Origin of the sequence: Agrobacterium bohemicum, from assembly GCF_002896715.1 — a bacterium.
GTDB classification, from domain to species: domain Bacteria; phylum Pseudomonadota; class Alphaproteobacteria; order Rhizobiales; family Rhizobiaceae; genus Agrobacterium; species Agrobacterium bohemicum.
In genome coordinates this window covers 43510-62675 of record NZ_PGEL01000027.1, presented here as the reverse complement: position 1 = coordinate 62675, position 19166 = coordinate 43510, and the positions used below count along the sequence as shown (strand labels likewise).

Genomic DNA, 19166 nt, shown 5'->3' with positions numbered 1-19166 from the left:
TATGTGCCCTTAACGGTGGGCGTTGAGCGAAACGACGTTGTGCAACGTATCGTCCGCTGTCGACAGGAAACGCTTCAAATTGCGCGCTGCCTGACGAATTCGATGTTCGTTTTCAACGAGTGCAAGGCGAACGTAATCGTCGCCCATTTCGCCAAAGCCGACGCCGGGAGCAACCGCGATATCGGCTTTCTCCACGAGCAGCTTGGAAAACTCCAGAGAACCGAGATGACGGAATTTTTCCGGAATTTTCGCCCATGCGAACATGGTGGCTGCAGGAGGTGGAACCTCGAAACCGGCCTTGCCGAATGTTTCCACCATCACGTCGCGACGGCGGCGGTAGACACTGCGCACTTCGGCAATGTCGGTGCCATCTCCGTTCAGCGCATGGGTTGCAGCCACCTGGATTGGCGTGAATGCACCGTAATCCAGATAGGATTTCACCCGTGTCAACGCGCTGATCAGTCTCTCGTTGCCAACGGCAAAGCCCATGCGCCAGCCGGGCATCGAGAAGGTCTTGGACATGGAGGTGAACTCAACAGCCACGTCCATGGCGCCCGGCACTTCCAGCACGGAAGGCGGCGGGTTGGCGTCGTCGAAATAGATTTCGGAATAGGCAAGGTCCGAGAGCACGATGAGGTCATGCTTCTTCGCAAAAGCGATGATGTCCTTGTAGAAATCCAGCGATGCAACATGTGCTGTCGGGTTGGAAGGGTAGTTGATGATCAGCGCCAGCGGCTTTGGAATGGAGTGGCGAACCGCGCGCTCCAGCGGGCCGAAGAAGGTCTCATCCGGCTCGACATTCATCGAGCGAATGACGCCACCGGCCATGAGGAAACCGAACGCGTGGATCGGATAGGTCGGGTTCGGGCAGAGAATGACATCGCCCGGCGCAGTGATCGCCTGCGCCATGTTGGCGAAGCCTTCCTTGGAGCCGAGCGTGGCAACGACCTGCGTATCCGGGTTCAGCTTCACGCCGAAGCGACGGGCATAATAGCCCGCCTGTGCACGGCGAAGGCCCGGAATACCCTTGGACGAAGAATAACGGTGCGTGCGCGGATCCTGCACGACTTCGCAAAGCTTGTCGACAATGGCCTTCGGCGTTGGAAGGTCTGGATTCCCCATGCCAAGGTCGATAATATCCGCCCCACCCGCTCGCGCGCTCGCTTTCAAACGGTTGACCTGTTCGAAGACGTATTGCGGCAGACGCTTGACCTTGTGAAACTCTTCCATCTTTNCCTCGTGGAAATGAGCCGGATGAACCGGCTCACAGAACGTTCGTTTTTNGGTTTCAAATACAGCCGACACGAACACATCGAAACCGTATAGTTTAACTGTAGCGCATGTGCTGAAAANCACGAATTGGTTTNCCAAAGCCGACCATAGTCGGTAAAATCCACACGACGCATCAAAAACCTGCATAACGCGAGTTTTTNCTAAAATGCAAGGCGAGCCTTAGCGTTTGGCGGCGCGGGCGATCAATCAGCCGCGCTCACCCTGCACAACTGCAGAACGGATGACCGAAAGTACACGTTCGGGCTCGATATCCGTGCAGACGAGCTGGCTCGGGTGCCCGTCCCAGTTTCCAGGCGGGAAGCCGACGCCATCCGGCTTCTGGATCGTCTGGCCATCTGCGATGCCGCCGCAGACCACACGAACCGCGCCACTGCGTGTCTGGAACAGTTCGGGGTTGGTGAGGTAGACGCAGGCGCAAGCGTCATGCACCACCATTCCATCGCCGGTGCGCTGAGTGTAAAACTCGATGTAAAATTGCGACAGATCGGACAGAAGCTGGACGGGCGCCCCGCCCTCCTTTGCCATCTCATCCATGAATTTGGCGGTCATAACGGTGCGCGTCGTGACATCAAGGCCGACGACGGTCACGCGCCACGGCGCGGTGAACACCAGGTCCGCGGCTTCAGGATCGCCATGAATATTGGCTTCTGCTGCGGGGCTGACATTACCGTTAATGTCGAAAGCGCCACCCATGATGACGACATTCTTGACCAGAGCGGCAAAATCTGGGTCTTCACGCAGCGCCAGCGCAAGGTTCGTCATGCGGCCAACGGCGATCAGTGTCACCTCACCCGGATTTTCCTTGACGGTATCGATGATGAAATGGTGTGCCGGACGCGGATCGAGCGGTAGATCGATTTCTTCGGGAACACCGATATTGCCGAGACCATCTTCGCCGTGGATGAATGTCGGCCAATGGCCTTCCGGGCGCGATGGGTCGAACGTGACGCCCGCGCCCTTGGCCACGGGTGCCGTCATGCCCCACTGCTGTTTGAGAAACAGCGCATTGCGGGTGGTAATATCCAGCGGTGCATTGCCGAACACCGTCGTGACACCGATAAGATCGACATCCGGGTGGCGGTGCAGAAACAGCAGCGCCATTGCGTCGTCGATGCCGGGGTCCGTGTCGAAAATTACCTTGTGCATGCCATGTCCTCGAATTCTTTGTCAGCAGAATCGCCCTGAAATTGACGAAACAGCGAGCGCACAATAGACGGACGCGCAATCGACGCAATGCCTTCTGCTCCACGGGCGGAAAAGCGTTGCAACAGGCAGGATTCGGTGAAAGAAGCTGTCATCATTTACAGTCCCTCCGGAATGCTCCCGTGCAAGACATCGCCCTTCAGCTTTTTCTCATCCTGTTTCTTGTCGCCGTTTTTGCGGGCTTCGTGGATTCGATTGCCGGTGGTGGTGGCCTCATTGTCATTCCTGCCATGCTGATTCTCGGCATACCGCCGCTCGAAGCGCTCGGCACCAACAAGCTGCAAGCGCAGTTTGGCTCGGCGTCGGCCACCATCGCCTATGCGCGGCGCGGCCATGTGGACCTTAAAAAGCAGTTCCCCATGGCGATGATGGCATTCGTCGGCGGCATCTTCGGAGCGCTGACAGCCTCATTCGTGCCGCCAGATATTCTGCGTGCCATCATGCCTTTCCTGCTGATTGCCATCGCACTGTATTTTGCCTTCAAACCCAACCTCAATGACCTCGACAGCCATCAGCGCATCACGCCCTTCGTGTTCGGGTTGACCATCGTTCCATTGGTTGGCTTCTACGACGGCATCTTCGGACCGGGGGCCGGTTCTTTTTACATGCTGGCCTTTGTCGGGCTTGCCGGTTTCGGCATGCTGAAGGCAACAGCGCACACAAAGCTTCTCAATTTCGGCTCCAATTTCGGCAGCTTTCTCGTCTTTACGTTCAGCGGCGCAATCCTGTGGAAGCTCGGACTTGTCATGGGTCTGGGGCAGTTTTTGGGTGCCCAGATGGNCTCGCGCCTGGCCATGAGCAACGGCGCAAAAATCATTCGCCCGCTGCTGGTCATTTCCTGCTTGGCAATGGCAACCAAATTGCTGCTGGATTCAGGCGCGGCCTCCTCGGTGTCCGCTTTCTTCTCCAGCCTGACAGGCAGCTAAGGGCTCAACTGCGCTCGAATTCAACGGTCTGGTCAGCATTGTGAAGAACAATGATCGCGCCGATGATTTCATTGCTTGATCCGCGCAAAGGCGTCATGCGGCAGCGCGTGAAAAAGCTTTTGGCGTCACGCAAGCCGGTATGGATATAATCCACCGTGTCACCCCTGAAGCATTTTTCGAATGCCGGTTTGGCCAATGTACTGAAGCTTTCCTCGCCGATAAAGTCAGACACATGACAGCCGATCATGGAAAGCGTCGTATGGCTTAGATACTGCGCATTGGCTTGATTGGAATAGACATAGCGGTAATCTCTGGTGATGACGCCAACCCGGTCCGGCAGGCTGTCGAGAACCGCTTCGTTAAACGACGGCTGGTCCGCCGTCTGGAACGCGATGTCGCTGTTCGTCCCGCGCAATGATGGGGGNTGGACGCTGTCACTATCGGTATCGGGACTGCGAAGGTAACGGTCAAACAGCATCGACATGGCAGCGCTACGACGCGTCACGCTCGACTTGTCGTCCGCTTCGTCGCGGATCAAGCCGTTCAGGAACTGCAACTGCATAAGCATGTCCTCACGGGTTTCCGCCTTGTAGGACAGAATATCCTCGATCATAGGCTCAAGTTCGCGGTCAAGCGCGCGCACGAGATCATCATGGCCACCAGCCACAGCCTGCTTCAACTGCATGCATTTTTGCGCGAAAGTCTCGAGGAGTCCGAGCATTGGAGCCTCCATTTCATCACCCAAGTTTCTGTAAGGCGCCACGATCAACGTCGCCGCGCCGGATCCAGAAACGTCCTTCGTTCAAAAGCTATTGCTCGGGCAAATTCTCATCGACTCTGCCTCGGCGCGAACGACCGACCGACGGCGACCAAGGAAAAACCCCAACGACGGATATGAACACTATTGCCGTTCAATCCGTCAATACACTAGTTTCTACCTATAGACGTTCACGGATTAACTTTTGTTATATAGATTTACCGCCATGCCGCGCATGGATGTTGCATACACGCGCAAATTGATGTTCATTAATAATTTGAAATATACTGGAAATTTTGGCTGCCAAAAAANCGAATACAAGCCAAACGGCGTATTTCTACTCAAAATTAATGAGGAATTGAATTACAAGATGATCTTGCAGAATGAATACTTCACCTGAAATGCCTGTCGGGACATCCAAAAAATCGCGCGAAGAGGCCTAGTCGTCAGTAATGGCATTAAAACAGAAATGTCAAAAGACATGGTGCGGTAGCGTACAAAGGCTTAAATTGGCGGCAGAAAATGCGACGGTGCCTTAGGCGACCGCACGATGACGACGATCGGCCAGTTCCTTGACGACGATGATAGCGCCGACGAGCTTGTATGACGGCGAGTAGCAGGGTGACATTTCGTAGGATCGCACCACCGTGTTCCCATCGATGTCTTCCGCATAGGTGTACTTGGCCGCCTGCCCCTTGAAGCATGCGTCCAGCTTGTCACGCAGCGCTTGCTGGAAATGGTGAATGCCGATGAATTCTGCGATGTGCCGGCCGACGAGGTCGTTGGTTTTCGCCTCGTAGCACTGGGCGTTGATGGCATTGGTGTAGTTGATGCGATATCCTGGAGACACAACGAAGACGCGCTCGTCCAGATCATCCAGCCGGTCTTCGTCGAGAATGACATAAGGGCTCCAGCTTGCGGCCTCGCCATCGGGTGTCACGCCGTCATAGGGCAGTCCCGCACCAATATATCGATCCACGAGCCTGCGCAGCAGTTCTGAATTGCGCTGTACACAACCCGTGTCCTCCGCTTCTTCATTCAGGAGGTCGATCGCGAAACGGAACTGCTCAAGAACCTCGGACTTGGTCTTGGTCTTACGGCTGGTAACACTTTCCAGCAATGCATCGAGCTCACGATCAAGGATCGCAATTTTCGGGGCGTCGTTACGGTCAACGGCGCCCTTAAGCTCCGAATACCGTTGCCAGAACAGTTCAATCAAATCTTTCAACTCGACTCTCCCCGGATGATCGTGCGCCAATCGCACTCTCAAAAACACTCCGCCAAGCGTTACGAGACTCGTTGTAGGGTATCACCGTAAAAANTGACGTAACGAGAAACAGCACCGCCATCACAGACACAAGATAAATTAACACACGCAATACGGCTTTAACAAATCTCATAAATTGTGAAGAACAATATGCATTCACAATCGTGAGATGTTGTTTGTCACAACTACGTTATTCTAGTCCTTGACATGACGTTTAATATGCCAGCGGTCGTGATACCACAACCATTGTCNGGGATATTCCCGCACCCAGCTTTCAACTTTGTCGTTTAAAAGTTGTGCCGTCTTCTGCACGTCGACAGAGCCTTTTTCGTTCAGAGGTATCTCGACCTTGGGCTCGATTTCCAGCCGGTAACGATTATCCGGCAACCGAATACAACGCGCGGGGAAAACATCGCAGCCGAACTGGCGGACCAGCTTTGCCAGCAACGGGTTCGTCAACACGTCGTTGCCGAAGAATTTCGTCGGCAGGCCTTTTCTGAACTTCTGGTCAACCAGAACGCCTATGCCACCGCCCTTTTCCAATTGCCGCGCCAGTGCAAAAGACGAGCCTGCATGAGACGGCACAAGGTTACCCATGCGCTCCTTACGGAAATCGAAAATGCGTTTGGCGACATAGGGATTGTTCGGTGGACGAAACAACACCGTCACATCCAGCCCGAATGCCGAACCCGCAACCGGAAGAAGCTCAAAGTTACCCGAATGCGCCGTAAACACGATGAAGGGCCGTGGATTGTCGCGCAATTCCAAAAACGTCTCGGTGCCGACGACTTCGACTCGCCCCGGCTTGGGGTTGGCTGGATCGAAATCGAACAGGCGATCGAGGAACACATATTCCGCAGCCATCCGCCCCATATTGCCCCAGCTGTCCAGCGCGATGTCCATGCGCTCCGCTTCCGATTTCTCGGGAAAAGCGCGATCGAGATTATAGAGCATCAGCTTGTGGCGCGGCGTTTTAGGGCCGATCTTGCGGGCAAGCTTGTCCGCGTACCGGATGGCCGGGTCGGCAGGAAAAAGCTTCAAGAGGTTCAGAACACTGAACGCAATCGTCGCATTCAGCCACTGGCGGAAGTTTTCGAACGCCAGGACAATGCGCGTTATAAACATTTNCAAAAGTATCAATCCATCCGTAGGACGATTTTGCCGAAGACCTGACGGCTTTCCATCCGCTCCAGCGCCATCTCGATCGTGTCGAAGGTTACTTCGGTATCGATGACCGGATGCACAAGGCCTCGCGCCATTTTCTGCATGGCATTTGCCATGTTTNCCATACGGCAACCGAAGGAGCCCAGCAGCTTCAACTGCTGCTGGAACAGCATCATCAGGTTGATTTCCGCAGAAACGCCTGATGTGGAACCGCAGGTCACAAGGCGTCCACCGCGCTTCAGGCAGAACATCGACCCCGCCCATGTGTCCTTGCCGACATGCTCAAAAACGACATCGACGCCCTTCTTCTTCGTCAACTTGCGAACGACGCCTTCGAAGCGGTCGACGCGGTAGTTGATAACGTGATCGGCGCCCAGCGCCTTGGCTCGCTCGATCTTGTCATCGGAACCAACTGTGGTGATGACCGTGCAGCCCATTTTCTTGGCGAGCTGGATGGCGGCAGAACCAATGCCCGAACCGCCCGCATGAATGAGGATCGTTTCGCCGGGCTGAAGCTTGGCATTGTCGAACAGCATATGCTCCACGGTACCGAAGGTTACAGGGGCAAGAGCTGCCGCAACCGCGTCGATACCCGGCGGTGCGAGAACGAGCTGGCGAGCGGGAATATTGATCTTTTCCTGCGCAAAACCATCCAGATGGAAGCCGTGAACACCGCCCACATTTTCGCACAGGTTATCCCGGCCCGCCACGCAGTGGTGGCAACGGCCGCAGGTGCGCGCGCCGTAGATAGAAACGAGTTGACCCGGCAAGACGTTCGAGACACCGGGGCCGATGGCCTCGACCACGCCGGATGCTTCCGCACCGATGGTGAGCGGCATCTTGCGTTTGGCAAATGCCATGCCGCGCCAGCCCCAGACATCGATGTGGTTCAACGCCACGGCCTTGACCCGAAGTGTCACTTCACCGGGCGCTGGCGCCTCTGGTTCAGGCAGTTCCACTCTTTCAAGCTTACGGTCATCTACGAGTTGCAAGGCGCGCATAATGAAGTCCTTCGCCCGGAGGCGTTATTTTTGTTTTCGATTTCGAGAACCGATTAAGCCGGTTCCCGCGTCATGACAAGGCTTGCGTTCTGTCCGCCAAAGCCGAAGGAGTTGGAAAGCACGGCGGTGACATCCGCATCGCGTTTCACATTCGGCACCACGTCCAGCGCAATCGTCGGGTCGGGATTGGTGTAGTTGATGGTCGGCGGAACGGTGCCGGTCAGCATGGTCTGTAGCGAAAACACCGCTTCCACCGCACCGGCTGCCGTCAATGTGTGACCGATCATCGACTTGTTGGATGATACAGGAATGGACTTCAACCCTTCGCCAAACACGGCAAGCATCGAGCCATATTCCATTTTGTCGTTCTCAGGCGTCGATGTGCCGTGAGCATTGATGTAGTTGATATCGCCTTCCGCAACACCCGCATCGGCAAGGGCTGCACGAATGGTCGCAATCGCTGGACCGCCGTCCGGCGATGAGCGCGTGCGGTGAAAGCTGTCTGCCTTCTCGCCAGCGCCCTTGATGATGCCAAGGATTTTCGCGCCACGAGCAACCGCACTTTCAAGAGATTCCAGCACCAGCGTTGCAGCACCTTCGGCAATCACGAAACCATCGCGATCCTTGCTGAACGGCTTGGATGCCTTTTCCGGTGGTTCATTCTGCGTCGAAAGCGCCGATAGCAGCGAGAAGCGAATAAGCGCCTCGGCACTGACGGAGCCATCCGTCGCAACCGTCAAAGCACGGTCTGTGCGCCCCTGACGAATGGCCTCGACACCAAGCTGGATAGCCGTTGCACCTGAAGCACAGGCCGTGGACAGCGTAACAGGCAGACCCCGCGTACCGAAACGGTCAGCAAGACGCTCCGAAATCGCACCGAATAGTGCAGCCTCCTGAAACTCAGGATCTGGCCGCTCACGCAGCGCCGCCATGAAGCGGTCATAGGCATCGCCCGGCTTTGCGGCAGGGGGAGACCGGTCGCCCAGCTCGAAACGGGCGCTCCATTCCGGCTCTATCGGCGGTGCGGCCAAAAACAGCGGGCCGTTGAAATCACCCGAAATACCGGCCTGCGCCAATGCCTCAATGGTGGTTTCGCGGGCAAAGGCAAAGGAACGCTCGACAGAGTTGGGCTTGGGAATGTCGATGAAATCCACCGTGCCGCAAATCCTGGTGGAAAGATTGTCGGTGGGGAAACGGGTGATCTTGTGAATGCCCGACTTGCCGGATGTCAGCGCCGCCCAATTGTCTTCAAGCCCCTGACCAAGCGAGGTGAGAATGCCCATGCCGGTAACGGCAACAATGGGNCGACCGAGGTGATCCCTGAAACTGCTGGATGCCATGGTGTCTACTCCTCAAACGTCATTGGAAAGCACGGCGACACCTTCGCCACGCACATGGCCAACCGTCGTCACAACCGCTTGAACGGCGGCAGACGTCATTGGCGTTTCAGCAGAACTGTCGAATGCCGGAACCTTTGCATTGCCATTCAGCGCAAGTGCTGCCAAGGCGAGGCCCAGCGGAAACTGCGCCTCCAGCCCATGGCCGGTTACACCGCCAAAGCCGCGAAGAGCGGCCTTGGGCAGCGCCTTTTGAAGCACGTCTTTTTCACGACCGGTCACGGCATCATAACCGCTGGCACCAGAGAAGATGACGGTTTCAGCAGAATCATTGGCCGGGGCCAGAAGTCGCTCCAGTCTCTGCTCGAACTTGCCGTCTTCGCGTGCGCCGCGATCACCCTCGATGGCGTCGATACGCGCATAAATCTTTGCGCCACGCGTTTCAGCGCGCTTACGGGATTCAAGCACGAGGAATGCGCCGACCGATCCGGTGATCATGCCACCGCCCTCACCGTCTGCGCGTGACCATAGCGGCTGCCACTCGCCCTGCGCATGTGCGCCAATGGCTTCGAACAGCAACGTCATATCAGGCCGTTCAGCAGCAAACGCACCGCCGACCAGCGCGTGGCTCGATTCCCCGGAGCGGATGCGGTAAAACGCCGTCTCGACCGCAGAAATACCTGCCGCTTCTTCACCCATGAAGGTGCGCGAAGAACCCGTCACCTTGTGAACGATGGAAATATTGCCGGCCATCAGGTTGGAAAGCTGGGCAAGAAACAGCGTGGGGCGAAGCTCCGTGGTCAGCTTTTCATTGAGCATGACTTCGCGGTCGTTGCGTTTCAGCCCTTCATCCACGATCAGCGTGTCGACATTGATGTCGCGCTCGCCACCACCTGCAGCCACGATCATGTCCATGGTGCCGCAGGCGTCCGCGTCTTCCTTCAGACCGGCGTCATCCAGCGCGAGACCGGCGGCGAAAACACCGAGACGCTGCCAGTTTTCCATCTGGCGCTGATCCTTGCGGCCAATCTGGTTCGACCAGTCGATCTCCGGCAGCGGATGGATGGGATAGGGTGCGAACTTCTCCGTCTCGACAATGGCGTCAGGCGCAGCGCTTGCGGAAAGCAGGGCAATATGGGCGTCGATACCGACACCATGACAGGTCACGATACCGACCCCGGTAATCACCACATCATTGTCAGACTTCATAATCCGTCATCCTTCGTCGCTTGCCCATGATAAAGCAGGCCAGCTTTCAAAANGCGGTCCAATGACCGTATGTGCCATGCGGAATAATGCTCACGATGCGGCTTTGCAATGGCGAAGGGCCAAACAGCCTGCGGAATGCATGGATTTTCAGAGGTCCATGGGGAAAAACGGGGCTTTTTGTATAGGGAGCCGACGGTGGGTGTGGCTTACCCCCCTCTGTCCTGCCGGACATCTCCCCCACAAGGAGGGAGATTGGCTGGGCGCTTACCCCCCNTTCCACACGCAACCTTAGAGATGCGCGAGAGGTCTCAACGAGTCGATCTCCCCACCTGTGGGGGAGATGTCCGGCAGGACAGAGGGGGNTAAACCACACCCACCGTCGCGCCCTTATGACTCTCTCAACTTTTTAAACCGATGTATCCGCAGCAATGGCCGCCATAAGGCCAACTTCTTCCGCACGCTTCTTGACGATAGGCCCAAGCGGGATTTCGCTAAACGGCATGGTCCGCAGCTTCAGTTGCGCATCGCACACCTTCTTGCCGTCACAGGTGATCTTCGCCTTGGTCACGGCAAAGCCCGAACCGTCATGCTCCAGATAGGCTTCGATATCCAGAACCGCATTCGGCTCCACGAAAGTGCGCATCTTCGCGCCATCGACGGTCATCAGGAACGGCATGGCCGCGAAATCGGTCATCGCCAGAACAAGCATACCCGACGCCTGTGCCATCGTCTCGATCAAGAGAACACCGGGAACAAGCGGCATACCGGGAAAATGCCCTTCGAACACCGGGCTTTTGTCAGGCACGACGGAGCGAGCCTTCAAAATGCGAGCGGACCTGTCGATGGACTCGATACGGTCCACCATCTGGAAATATTCTAGAAGCATGTTCCGTCCGTGAGAAGTTCGAGGATGCGGATGTGTTCGGTTGGGTTGCTTCACAGCAGCGCCAAAAAGCAGAAACCCGCCTCATCGGCGGGGGCAGATTGGTGAGAACGCCGTCTCCGTCATCCTCGGGCTTGTCCCGAGGATCCAATCACGTCGCAACAATCGGTCAGTTGCAGATGCCCGGGACAAGCCCGAGCATGACGGAGGGTTTGGTGCACCTCATAAGCTGATCGGTCCGCGTGTGAGCGGGCCATCGAAATCAGCCCTTGGCGGCCTTAAGTTCGTCAATCTTGGCGCAAAGGTTCTTCAGAACGAAATATTCCTCGGTAGAAACCTTGCCTTCGTTGACTTCCTGGGTCCACTGTTCCAGCGGAATCTTGATACCGAATTCCTTGTCGATCGCGAAAACGATGTCGAGGAAGTCGAGGCTGTCGATGCCCAGATCGTCAATCGTGTGGCTTTCCGGCGTAATGGTTTCGCGGTCGATTTCGCTAGTATCAGCGATAATGTCTGCAACCTTGTCGAATGTAGCTGTCACGCCCATAATCCTTCGTGTGTCCTGTGTATAACGCACCACATAGGCAACTTGGGCAAAAAAGCCAATGGTTTCGTGAAGTATCAGGGAATTTTCAGCGCAAAGTGTTGCCTAAACAGCAACCGAATGTCTGCCCCGCCCGGTCGAGAGATACGTATCGAAGGTCGCAGCAATGCTTCTTGCCAAGGGTTTTCCACGCTCCGTCAATGAAAATCGCCCGCCTCTGAGAGTGACGAGACCATCACGATCATCACTCGCAAACTGACGCGCCTGCGCAACAGCGCCTTTTGCCTTGCTGCCGAAAAGACTGTCGACTTCGGCCATATCAAGCACGAAATCGCACATGATCCGCTCGATTATGAAACCCCGCACGCGGTCCTCGTCCGTGAGTTCCAAACCGCGAGTGACGCAAAGCCCGCGACCCTCGGCCATTTTCTGATATTCACCCGTCGCAGGCATGTTCTGCACGTAGCCCTGCGGCAATTTTCCGATTGCCGATGCACCAAGCCCGATCAGCGCATCGGCGGTGTCATCGGTATAACCCTGGAAATTCCGCCTCAACGTCCCGTCTTTCAGCGCACGTGACAGCGTATCGGCAGGCTTGGCAAANTGGTCGATGCCGATTGCTTCATATCCGGCTGCTGCAAGCATCTCGGCTGCCATGGTCATCTGCCGGTAGCGCGCTGAAATATCGGGCAAATCACGTTCAGGGATGAGTGTCTGGTGTTTCTTCATCCACGGCACGTGGGCGTAACCGAACAGTGCGATCCTGTCGGGGTCGAGCGAGATGATCTGTTGCACGGTATTGCGCAACGTCTCCAGTGTCTGGTGCGGCAGGCCGTAGAGAATATCGCAGTTGACCGAGTGCACGCCCCTCGCCCGGACAGCGTCCACGACCGATTTCGTCTGCTCGAAACTCTGGATGCGATTGATCGACGCCTGCACTTTCGGGTCAAAATCCTGCACGCCGAGGCTTGCTCGCGTCATACCGATGGCAGCAAGGGCATCATAGCGTCCATCGTCAAGATCGTTCGGGTCCATCTCGACACTGATCTCCACAGACGAAAACGAGAAGACGGACCGCAGCCTAGCCATCAAAGCAATCATATCCTCTGGCTTGAGCATGGTCGGGGAACCGCCGCCAAAATGCACTGCCGTAACCCGGGCATTCCCGGAGACATGCCTGCCGACCTCTTCGATCTCAAGGTGCAGGGAGTGCAGGTAAGCCTTAACAGGCTCGTATTTCAGAGTGTGCTTGGTGTGGCAGGCGCAAAACCAGCACAGCCGGTCGCAATAGGGAATGTGCAGGTAGAGCGAAAGCCTGTTCTCCGCTCCCAGCTTTNGCAGCCACGACAGATAAACATCCGAATCGATACCCCCGTGAAAATGCGGCGCGGTCGGATAGCTGGTGTAACGCGGCACGGCGGCGGCGTATTTGCGGATGAGATGCTCGGTCACAACCTATTCCCTCTTAGCATGTATCAATTCTGCGACTAGGAGATACAGGCTGCGACAGTTTGCAACTTTGACTTTGATCAAATCGGGNCGTAAACATTTGATATCAAANGCCGTGGGGGATTACGGCTTATCGGGGCTGCCCATACATATCGACATGGTGAGCGTTCGCCCTGATTTNGCGATCGGACAGACATCATGGATACGTTGCAGCGAAACATCCACAATTCGGATATTCCTGTGGTCTGTCGCGCCTGCGAGGCCCGGCATGGCGGCATTTGCGGCGTCCTGCAGCCAGACCAGCTTGCAGAGCTCAGCCGTCACTCGACCCGCAGGAAACTCGGCTCCGGCCACGAAATTCTCGGTCAGGGCGAGCAGGTGCCGTATTATGCCAACATCCTCAAAGGCGTGGTCAAACTGTCGAAGATGATGTCGGATGGACGCCAGCAAATCGTCGGTCTGCAATTTGCGCCGGACTTTCTCGGTCGCCCCTTCGTGTCGGAAAGCAGCATGACGGCTGAAGCCGCGACCGATGTGGAAATCTGTCTTTTCCCGCGCCGCATCGTGGACCGCATGGCGGGAGATCTGCCCGGCATGGANCGCAAGCTGCACAGCCAGTCACTGAAAGAGCTGGACGAGGCAAGGGACTGGATGCTGACGCTTGGGCGCAAGTCCGCTCAGGAAAAGGTCGCCAGCTTCCTCTACCTCATCGCCACGCATATCGACCCTGAAANCGATGACAAGTCCTGTTTCGATCTGCCGCTCTCGCGCGCCGATATCGCCGATTTCCTAGGCCTGACCATCGAAACCGTCAGCCGCCAGATGACCAAGCTGCGCAAGGACGGCATCATTCAGATCGAAAACAACCGCCACATCACCGTGGGTGATCTGCGTGCGCTGAACGACGCTGCGGGAAACGACTGATCAGCGCGTGTGGCTGGTATAGTTGCCAAGCACCGATGGTGCCTTGGCCTGCACGGGTTGGAAAAGCGATGCTGCAACGATCAAACAGATAAAGAGACACTTCATTTTACGCCCNNTGGCCTGCGACGTCTTCGGCGTCGCTTGGCTGAGACTATAGCGCTGAAACTGCCTATACGGGCTTAAGGAACGCGGTAATCGACCGATTTCGGGAATGCGTAAAAACGCAGTCCTGTAGCTCACACTATGTTAACCAGAAAGATTACTGCGAAGCCGCAGGTGTCGCGACGGGCTTCTGCTGATCGTAAAGGGCGCGCATCTCGGCGACCTTGCGCTTGTATTCGGTTTCGGAAATCTGGCCCCTGCGCCGGGCATTGCCAAGTCGCGTCATGCTCTCTTCCATGGTCCCGGCCTCGTCCTTCTCCATCTGCGGCAAGGCAGCCGTCATGGGTTTGGCGAAGGTAGGGTACGTCCCCGTGTCACGCTTTNGCGAGATCGGAGAATCATCGACCGGCTGCGGGCCAACGACCTGTGCTTTCGGGCGCTGCATGTAAGCTGGCGCGACAATCGGCTCGAGAGACTTGCATGCGGCAAGCAGCGGTAAAAGCATGCCGCAAACCGCCACGACAGTTGCAGCTCTTACGCTTTGCATATGCTCGCCCATTTCAATGTCCCGTCCATAAGGTATTATCAAATATCATACGCCACATCTGCGGCGTTCGCCCTGCTGGAACTTGTATTCGTTTTCATGCAGGATGTGCAAACCAAAAATGCGCTGGAGAATAATGGATGGCAGGCAGGCAAGGCGGAGTGAAAGACGAGGAGGAAAAGCCTGATGGTTTCGATCCCAAATCAACCGACGCCTACATTCTGCGTGATCCGCAAGCCTTTGCCATGAATGTTGCGAAGGCGCTGGAAAACCTCGGCAAGGCTGCGTCAGAATGGATCGCCCCACGGGAACGAGGCGAAGTCCCGCACAATAGCGCAAGCCCCATGAGCGACCTGTTCCAGACCTTGTCCGATGTCGCGGAATACTGGATGGCGGAGCCGAAACGCTCCGTGGAGGCCCAGACCCATCTTCTGTCCAGCTATTTCGACATCTGGCAGAAATCGATGGCACAATATTCCAGCGAGGCTGAAAAGACAGCGGAACAACCCGACACAGGGCGCAAGGACAAGCGCTTTGCCGATGCCGACTGGCAGGAGAACCCGTTCTTCGATTTTCTGCAAAAGGTCTATTTCGCCACCGCCGGCTGGGCCGACCGCATGGTCACGGAAGCGGACGGGCTGGACGAAAAGACGCGCCAGAAAGCCCGGTTCTATATGCGCCAGGTTACAGAGGCCATTTCGCCCGCGAATTTCGCCTTCACCAACCCGCAGGTCTTTCGCGAGACGGTCGCCACCAGCGGTGCCAATCTGGTGAAAGGCATGGCGCAGCTGGCCGAGGACATGGCGGCGGGCAACGGCAATATCAAACTGCGACAAACCGATTACAGCTCATTCGTGATCGGCCAGAATATTGCAGTCACCCCCGGCAAGGTCATTGCCCGCAGCGATCTGTGCGAGATCATTCAATATGCCCCCTCAACGGAAAAGGTGCTGAAGCGACCGCTTTNGATCATCCCGCCCTGGATCAACAGATTTTACATTCTCGATCTCAATGCCCGTAAATCCTTCGTCAANTGGTGTGTCGATCAGGGCCACAGCGTCTTCATGATCTCGTGGATCAACCCTGATACGCGCCATGCCGACACAAGCTGGGAAAATTATACGCGAGAGGGAATCGATTTCGCACTCGACGCCATCGAACAGGCAACTGGCGAAGCCAATGTAAACGCCATCGGTTATTGCATCGGCGGGACCTTGCTGGCCTCCACGCTCGCATTGCACGCGCAGGAAAAAAACCGCCGCATTCGTTCCGCCACGCTTCTTGCCGCACAGACGGATTTCACCCATGCGGGCGAGTTGAAAGTCTTCATAGACGCACAGCAGCTAGATGCGCTGGACAGGCATATGAAGGCGGTCGGGTATCTGGATGGCGCGGTCATGGCCAGCGTCTTCAACATGCTGCGCGCATCCGATCTTATCTGGCCTTACGTGGTGGATAATTATCTGCGCGGCGCCCAACCGCCGCCCTTCGACCTGCTCTACTGGAACTCCGATTCGACACGGGTCGCTGCCGCCAACCACTCGTTTTATCTGCGCAATTGTTATCTGGAGAACAATCTGTCAGAGGGTCGCATGAAGGTTGCGGGAAAAGTGCTGAACCTGAAGGACATTCAAATCCCGGTCTACGACCTCGCTGCCCGTGAAGACCACATCGCCCCTGCAAAATCGGTTTTCACCGGCGCGTCCTGTTTCGGCGGCCCGGTGGAATTCGTGCTCAGCGCTTCCGGCCATATCGCTGGCGTCGTCAACCCGCCAGACATGGAGAAATACCAGTACTGGACGGGCGCGTCACCGGAAGGTGACTTCGAGGAATGGCAAAAGGCGGCGACGGACCACAAGGGTTCCTGGTGGCCGCACTGGCAAAANTGGATCAAGGGCATCGACAAGCGCAAGGTCGCGGCCCGCATCCCCGGTGATGGCGCGCTCACTCCGCTTTGCGATGCGCCCGGAACCTACGTGCTTGAATAACATCACAGCGAACAGGACACTGCGCCATGCAGTTTGATTCGCCCCTCATCCCCGCCACGCTGATATCCCGCTACAAGCGTTTCCTGTTCGATGGCACGCTGGAAGACGGCACTGAAATCACCGGCTCCTGCCCCAACACCGGCTCCATGCGAGGATTGACCACGCCGGGTTCCCGCATCTGGCTTTCGCAGCACGACACCCCTACCCGCAAATATCGCCACATGCTGGAACTGGTAGAGGCGGATGGAACCGTCGTCGGCATCAATACAGGCATGCCGAACAAGCTGGCGGAAGAAGCGATACGCGCTGGCCGCATTCCATCCTTAGTCGGCTACACGACTATCACGCGTGAGCAGAAATACGGGATTAATTCCCGCATCGATTTTCTGCTCTCGGCCCCCGGCAGGCCCAATGCCTATGTCGAGGTCAAGAACGTCCACTTCATGCGGCAAAAGGGTCTTGCGGAATTTCCCGATACCGCCACCAAACGCGGTACCAAACATCTCGAAGAACTGGGCGATGCGGCCCAATCCGGGTACCGCGCCGTGATGCTTTACCTCATTCAGCGGGACGATTGTGACCGCTTTCGCATCTGCGCCGATCTCGATCCGGTCTATTTTGCCGCGTTTCAACGCGCCATGACGCGTGGAGTGGAGGCATATGCGATAAAATGCACTGTCTCTTCCCGGGAAATCGTCGCAAACGAGATGGTTGCAATAGACGACTGGCACCCTGCTGCTTTATGAACGAAAGCGTAAAAGGACAGAAAGCGATACTATGGTTACTTACGTCGACGCGGCAACGGCACCCACGAGAAATACCGGCGTCATTCGCCTCTATAATGCGCAGGACTTCGAAGGCATGCGCAAGGCCAGCCAGTTGACGGCGCGGTGCCTGGATGAGCTCGCAGACATCGTCAAGCCGGGCGTCACGACCAATACGATAGACCGCTTCGTCTTCGAGTTCGGCATGGACAACAACGCCCTGCCCGCCACTCTCAATTATCGTGGCTATACCAAGTCCGTCTGCACCTCCATCAACCACGTTGTCTGCCACGGCATTCCCGATGACAAGCCGTTGCGCGAAGGTGATATCGTCAACATCGACGTCACCTATCTGCTGGACGGCTGGTACGGTGATTCCAGCCGCATGTATCCCGTGGGTCAGATCAAGCGCGCCTCAGAGCGCCTGCTTGAAGTGACCTATGAATGCCTGATGCGCGGCATTGCCGCCGTCAGGCCCGGTGCCCGCACGGGTGCCATTGGTGCTGCCATTCAAGCCTACGCAGAAGCGGAGCGCTGCTCTGTCGTCACGGATTTCTGCGGCCACGGCGTCGGTCGGCTGTTTCACGATACGCCGAACATTCTTCACTATGGCAAGGTTTCGGACGGCCCGGAAATCCGCGAAGGCATGATCTTCACCATCGAGCCGATGATCAATCTCGGCAAGGCGAATGTGAAGGTTCTCTCGGATGGCTGGACAGCCGTGACGCGTGACCGCTCGCTGTCGGCTCAGTACGAACACGCCGTGGGCGTGACGGCAACAGGGTGCGAAGTCTTCACCCTATCACCCGGTGGCCTCCACCGCCCCGGCCTGCCACCGCTCTAATCGAGAGACGACGCCCGATGGCCAAACGCCCTGCCGACCAAACGACGATGTTCAGCACGAAGGACGGTGCTGACGACAAGATGGACGGCATGGCGGAAACCATGGACGAGCGTGGCTTCTTTGCCGAGCCGATGCAGGCCTCGAAAAAACTGAAGGCACAGCCGACGCCGTCACCGGATGGTGATGCAGCGCATTACCACGGTCACCGTGAGCGTCTGCGCGCCAAATATCGCGACAATGGCGATGCTGCTCTGGCCGACTATGAATTGCTGGAGCTTTTGATGTTCCGGCTCATTCCGCGCCGCGACACCAAGCCGATTGCCAAGGCGCTGATCGCCCGGTTCGGCACGTTGGGCGGCGTGCTGGGCGCTCCTGTCGGTCTGCTTCAGGAGGTCAAAGGCGTCGGCGAAGCCGTCGCGCTGGACCTCAAACTCATTGCATCCGTATCCCAGCGCATGCTGAAAAGCGAAATCCGCAACAAGCAGGTGCTCGGCTCCTGGTCATCGGTCATCGATTATTGCCACGCTGTCATGGCCCATGAAGCCCGCGAACAGTTCCGCATCCTGTTTCTCGACAAGCGCAATGTGCTGATTGCCGATGAGGTTCAGGGGCAAGGCACCGTTGATCATACGCCTGTCTACCCGCGTGAGGTGATACGCCGCGCGCTGGAACTGTCTTCCACGGCCATCATCCTCGTCCACAACCACCCCAGCGGCGACCCAACCCCTTCCCGCGCTGACATCGACATGACCAAGACGATCATCGATACCGCCAAGCCACTCGGCATCGCAGTGCATGATCACATCATCATCGGCAAGGATGGACATGTCAGCTTCAAGGGTTTGAGACTGATCTGACGTATTAAAGCCGTGTATTTTTACAATAAATACGCGCGTTAAATGCCGAATCCAAAAACGGCACAACCATAAATTCCCCCCTTAATAAAAAATCAATATCTCTAAATTAG

General features: G+C 56.6%; 18 protein-coding genes. 6 read left to right on the top strand and 12 right to left on the bottom strand.

From position 1 onward, the window contains the following. Positions 1–9 precede the first annotated feature (9 nt). The 3 genes from CUC55_RS15730 to CUC55_RS22765 form a co-directional block, all read right to left on the bottom strand. The gene (locus CUC55_RS15730) at positions 10–1230 is read right to left on the bottom strand and encodes an LL-diaminopimelate aminotransferase (protein WP_067644110.1); all 1221 of its coding nucleotides are present in this window, start codon (positions 1228–1230) and stop codon (positions 10–12) included. 249 nt (positions 1231–1479) lie between these two features. Continuing rightward, positions 1480–2439: a nucleoside hydrolase gene (locus CUC55_RS15725; protein WP_067642704.1), complete on the bottom strand. Its 960-nt coding sequence runs from the start codon at positions 2437–2439 to the stop codon at positions 1480–1482. Then, positions 2427–2594, bottom strand: a complete 168-nt coding sequence (locus CUC55_RS22765) for a hypothetical protein (protein ID WP_157940969.1) — start codon at positions 2592–2594, stop codon at positions 2427–2429. The genes CUC55_RS15725 and CUC55_RS22765 overlap by 13 nt, the downstream gene beginning before the upstream one ends. 24 nt (positions 2595–2618) lie before the next feature. On the opposite strand from CUC55_RS22765, the gene CUC55_RS15720 reads away from it, so the two are divergent. After that, on the top strand, positions 2619–3422 hold the full coding sequence (locus CUC55_RS15720; RefSeq protein WP_103088471.1) for a TSUP family transporter: 804 nt from the start codon (positions 2619–2621) through the stop codon (positions 3420–3422). Positions 3423–3426: 4 nt separating this feature from the next. Here the strand turns inward: CUC55_RS15720 and CUC55_RS15715 are convergent, their stop codons facing one another. The 9 genes from CUC55_RS15715 to hemN all read right to left on the bottom strand — a co-directional run bounded on the left by CUC55_RS15715 (position 3427) and on the right by hemN (position 13036). Continuing rightward, positions 3427–3900, bottom strand: coding sequence for a PAS domain-containing protein (locus CUC55_RS15715; RefSeq protein WP_425352867.1), 474 nt, complete (start codon positions 3898–3900; stop codon positions 3427–3429). An 814-nt stretch (positions 3901–4714) separates the two neighbouring features. Then, positions 4715–5407: a hypothetical protein gene (locus tag CUC55_RS15710; protein WP_067642696.1), complete on the bottom strand. Its 693-nt coding sequence runs from the start codon at positions 5405–5407 to the stop codon at positions 4715–4717. A 234-nt stretch (positions 5408–5641) separates the two neighbouring features. After that, positions 5642–6571: a lipid A biosynthesis lauroyl acyltransferase gene (locus CUC55_RS15705; protein WP_170063899.1), complete on the bottom strand. Its 930-nt coding sequence runs from the start codon at positions 6569–6571 to the stop codon at positions 5642–5644. 11 nt (positions 6572–6582) lie between these two features. Further along, positions 6583–7611 (bottom strand): zinc-binding dehydrogenase, encoded by a 1029-nt coding sequence (locus tag CUC55_RS15700; RefSeq protein ID WP_103088468.1) that lies wholly within the window; start codon positions 7609–7611, stop codon positions 6583–6585. 53 nt (positions 7612–7664) lie between these two features. Then, complete coding sequence (locus CUC55_RS15695) at positions 7665–8951, bottom strand: beta-ketoacyl-ACP synthase (RefSeq protein ID WP_067642686.1); 1287 nt, start codon at positions 8949–8951, stop codon at positions 7665–7667. A 12-nt stretch (positions 8952–8963) separates the two neighbouring features. Then, positions 8964–10160 carry a beta-ketoacyl-ACP synthase gene (locus CUC55_RS15690; protein WP_067642683.1) on the bottom strand — a complete coding sequence of 399 codons (1197 nt, stop codon included), beginning with the start codon at positions 10158–10160 and terminating at the stop codon, positions 8964–8966. Between the two features lie 403 nt (positions 10161–10563). After that, positions 10564–11043: a 3-hydroxyacyl-ACP dehydratase FabZ family protein gene (locus CUC55_RS15680; protein ID WP_067642680.1), complete on the bottom strand. Its 480-nt coding sequence runs from the start codon at positions 11041–11043 to the stop codon at positions 10564–10566. A gap of 259 nt (positions 11044–11302) precedes the next feature. After that, positions 11303–11587: an acyl carrier protein gene (locus tag CUC55_RS15675; protein ID WP_103088466.1), complete on the bottom strand. Its 285-nt coding sequence runs from the start codon at positions 11585–11587 to the stop codon at positions 11303–11305. A gap of 102 nt (positions 11588–11689) precedes the next feature. Continuing rightward, entirely contained in the window at positions 11690–13036 is a 1347-nt protein-coding gene (gene hemN, locus CUC55_RS15670) for an oxygen-independent coproporphyrinogen III oxidase (protein ID WP_103088465.1), read from the bottom strand. Positions 13037–13231: 195 nt separating this feature from the next. Between hemN and fnrN the strand changes: the two genes are divergently transcribed. The 5 genes from fnrN (at position 13232) to radC (ending at position 19056) form a co-directional block, all read left to right on the top strand. Beyond that, a complete protein-coding gene (gene fnrN, locus CUC55_RS15665; RefSeq protein ID WP_103088464.1) occupies positions 13232–13957 on the top strand; it encodes a transcriptional regulator FnrN in 726 nt (241 codons plus the stop codon). Positions 13958–14743: 786 nt separating this feature from the next. After that, positions 14744–16591, top strand: coding sequence for a PHA/PHB synthase family protein (locus CUC55_RS15655; protein WP_103088463.1), 1848 nt, complete (start codon positions 14744–14746; stop codon positions 16589–16591). Positions 16592–16617: 26 nt separating this feature from the next. Continuing rightward, a complete protein-coding gene (gene sfsA / locus CUC55_RS15650) occupies positions 16618–17337 on the top strand; it encodes a DNA/RNA nuclease SfsA (RefSeq protein WP_067642665.1) in 720 nt (239 codons plus the stop codon). 31 nt (positions 17338–17368) lie between these two features. Beyond that, complete coding sequence (gene map, locus CUC55_RS15645) at positions 17369–18199, top strand: type I methionyl aminopeptidase (RefSeq protein WP_067642661.1); 831 nt, start codon at positions 17369–17371, stop codon at positions 18197–18199. 17 nt (positions 18200–18216) lie between these two features. Next, entirely contained in the window at positions 18217–19056 is an 840-nt protein-coding gene (gene radC / locus CUC55_RS15640) for a RadC family protein (RefSeq protein WP_067642658.1), read from the top strand. Positions 19057–19166 lie beyond the last annotated feature (110 nt).

What these genes read in the sequence shown, in the direction of transcription:
- CUC55_RS15730 (WP_067644110.1), bottom strand. Translation starts at nt 1,230, where the DNA reads ATGGAAGAGTTTCACAAGGTCAAGCGTCTGCCGCAATACGTCTTCGAA.
- CUC55_RS15725 (WP_067642704.1), bottom strand. Translation starts at nt 2,439, where the DNA reads ATGCACAAGGTAATTTTCGACACGGACCCCGGCATCGACGACGCAATG.
- CUC55_RS22765 (WP_157940969.1), bottom strand. Translation starts at nt 2,594, where the DNA reads ATGATGACAGCTTCTTTCACCGAATCCTGCCTGTTGCAACGCTTTTCC.
- CUC55_RS15680 (WP_067642680.1), bottom strand. Translation starts at nt 11,043, where the DNA reads ATGCTTCTAGAATATTTCCAGATGGTGGACCGTATCGAGTCCATCGAC.
- CUC55_RS15675 (WP_103088466.1), bottom strand. Translation starts at nt 11,587, where the DNA reads ATGGGCGTGACAGCTACATTCGACAAGGTTGCAGACATTATCGCTGAT.
- sfsA (WP_067642665.1), top strand. Translation starts at nt 16,618, where the DNA reads ATGCAGTTTGATTCGCCCCTCATCCCCGCCACGCTGATATCCCGCTAC.
- map (WP_067642661.1), top strand. Translation starts at nt 17,369, where the DNA reads ATGGTTACTTACGTCGACGCGGCAACGGCACCCACGAGAAATACCGGC.
- radC (WP_067642658.1), top strand. Translation starts at nt 18,217, where the DNA reads ATGGCCAAACGCCCTGCCGACCAAACGACGATGTTCAGCACGAAGGAC.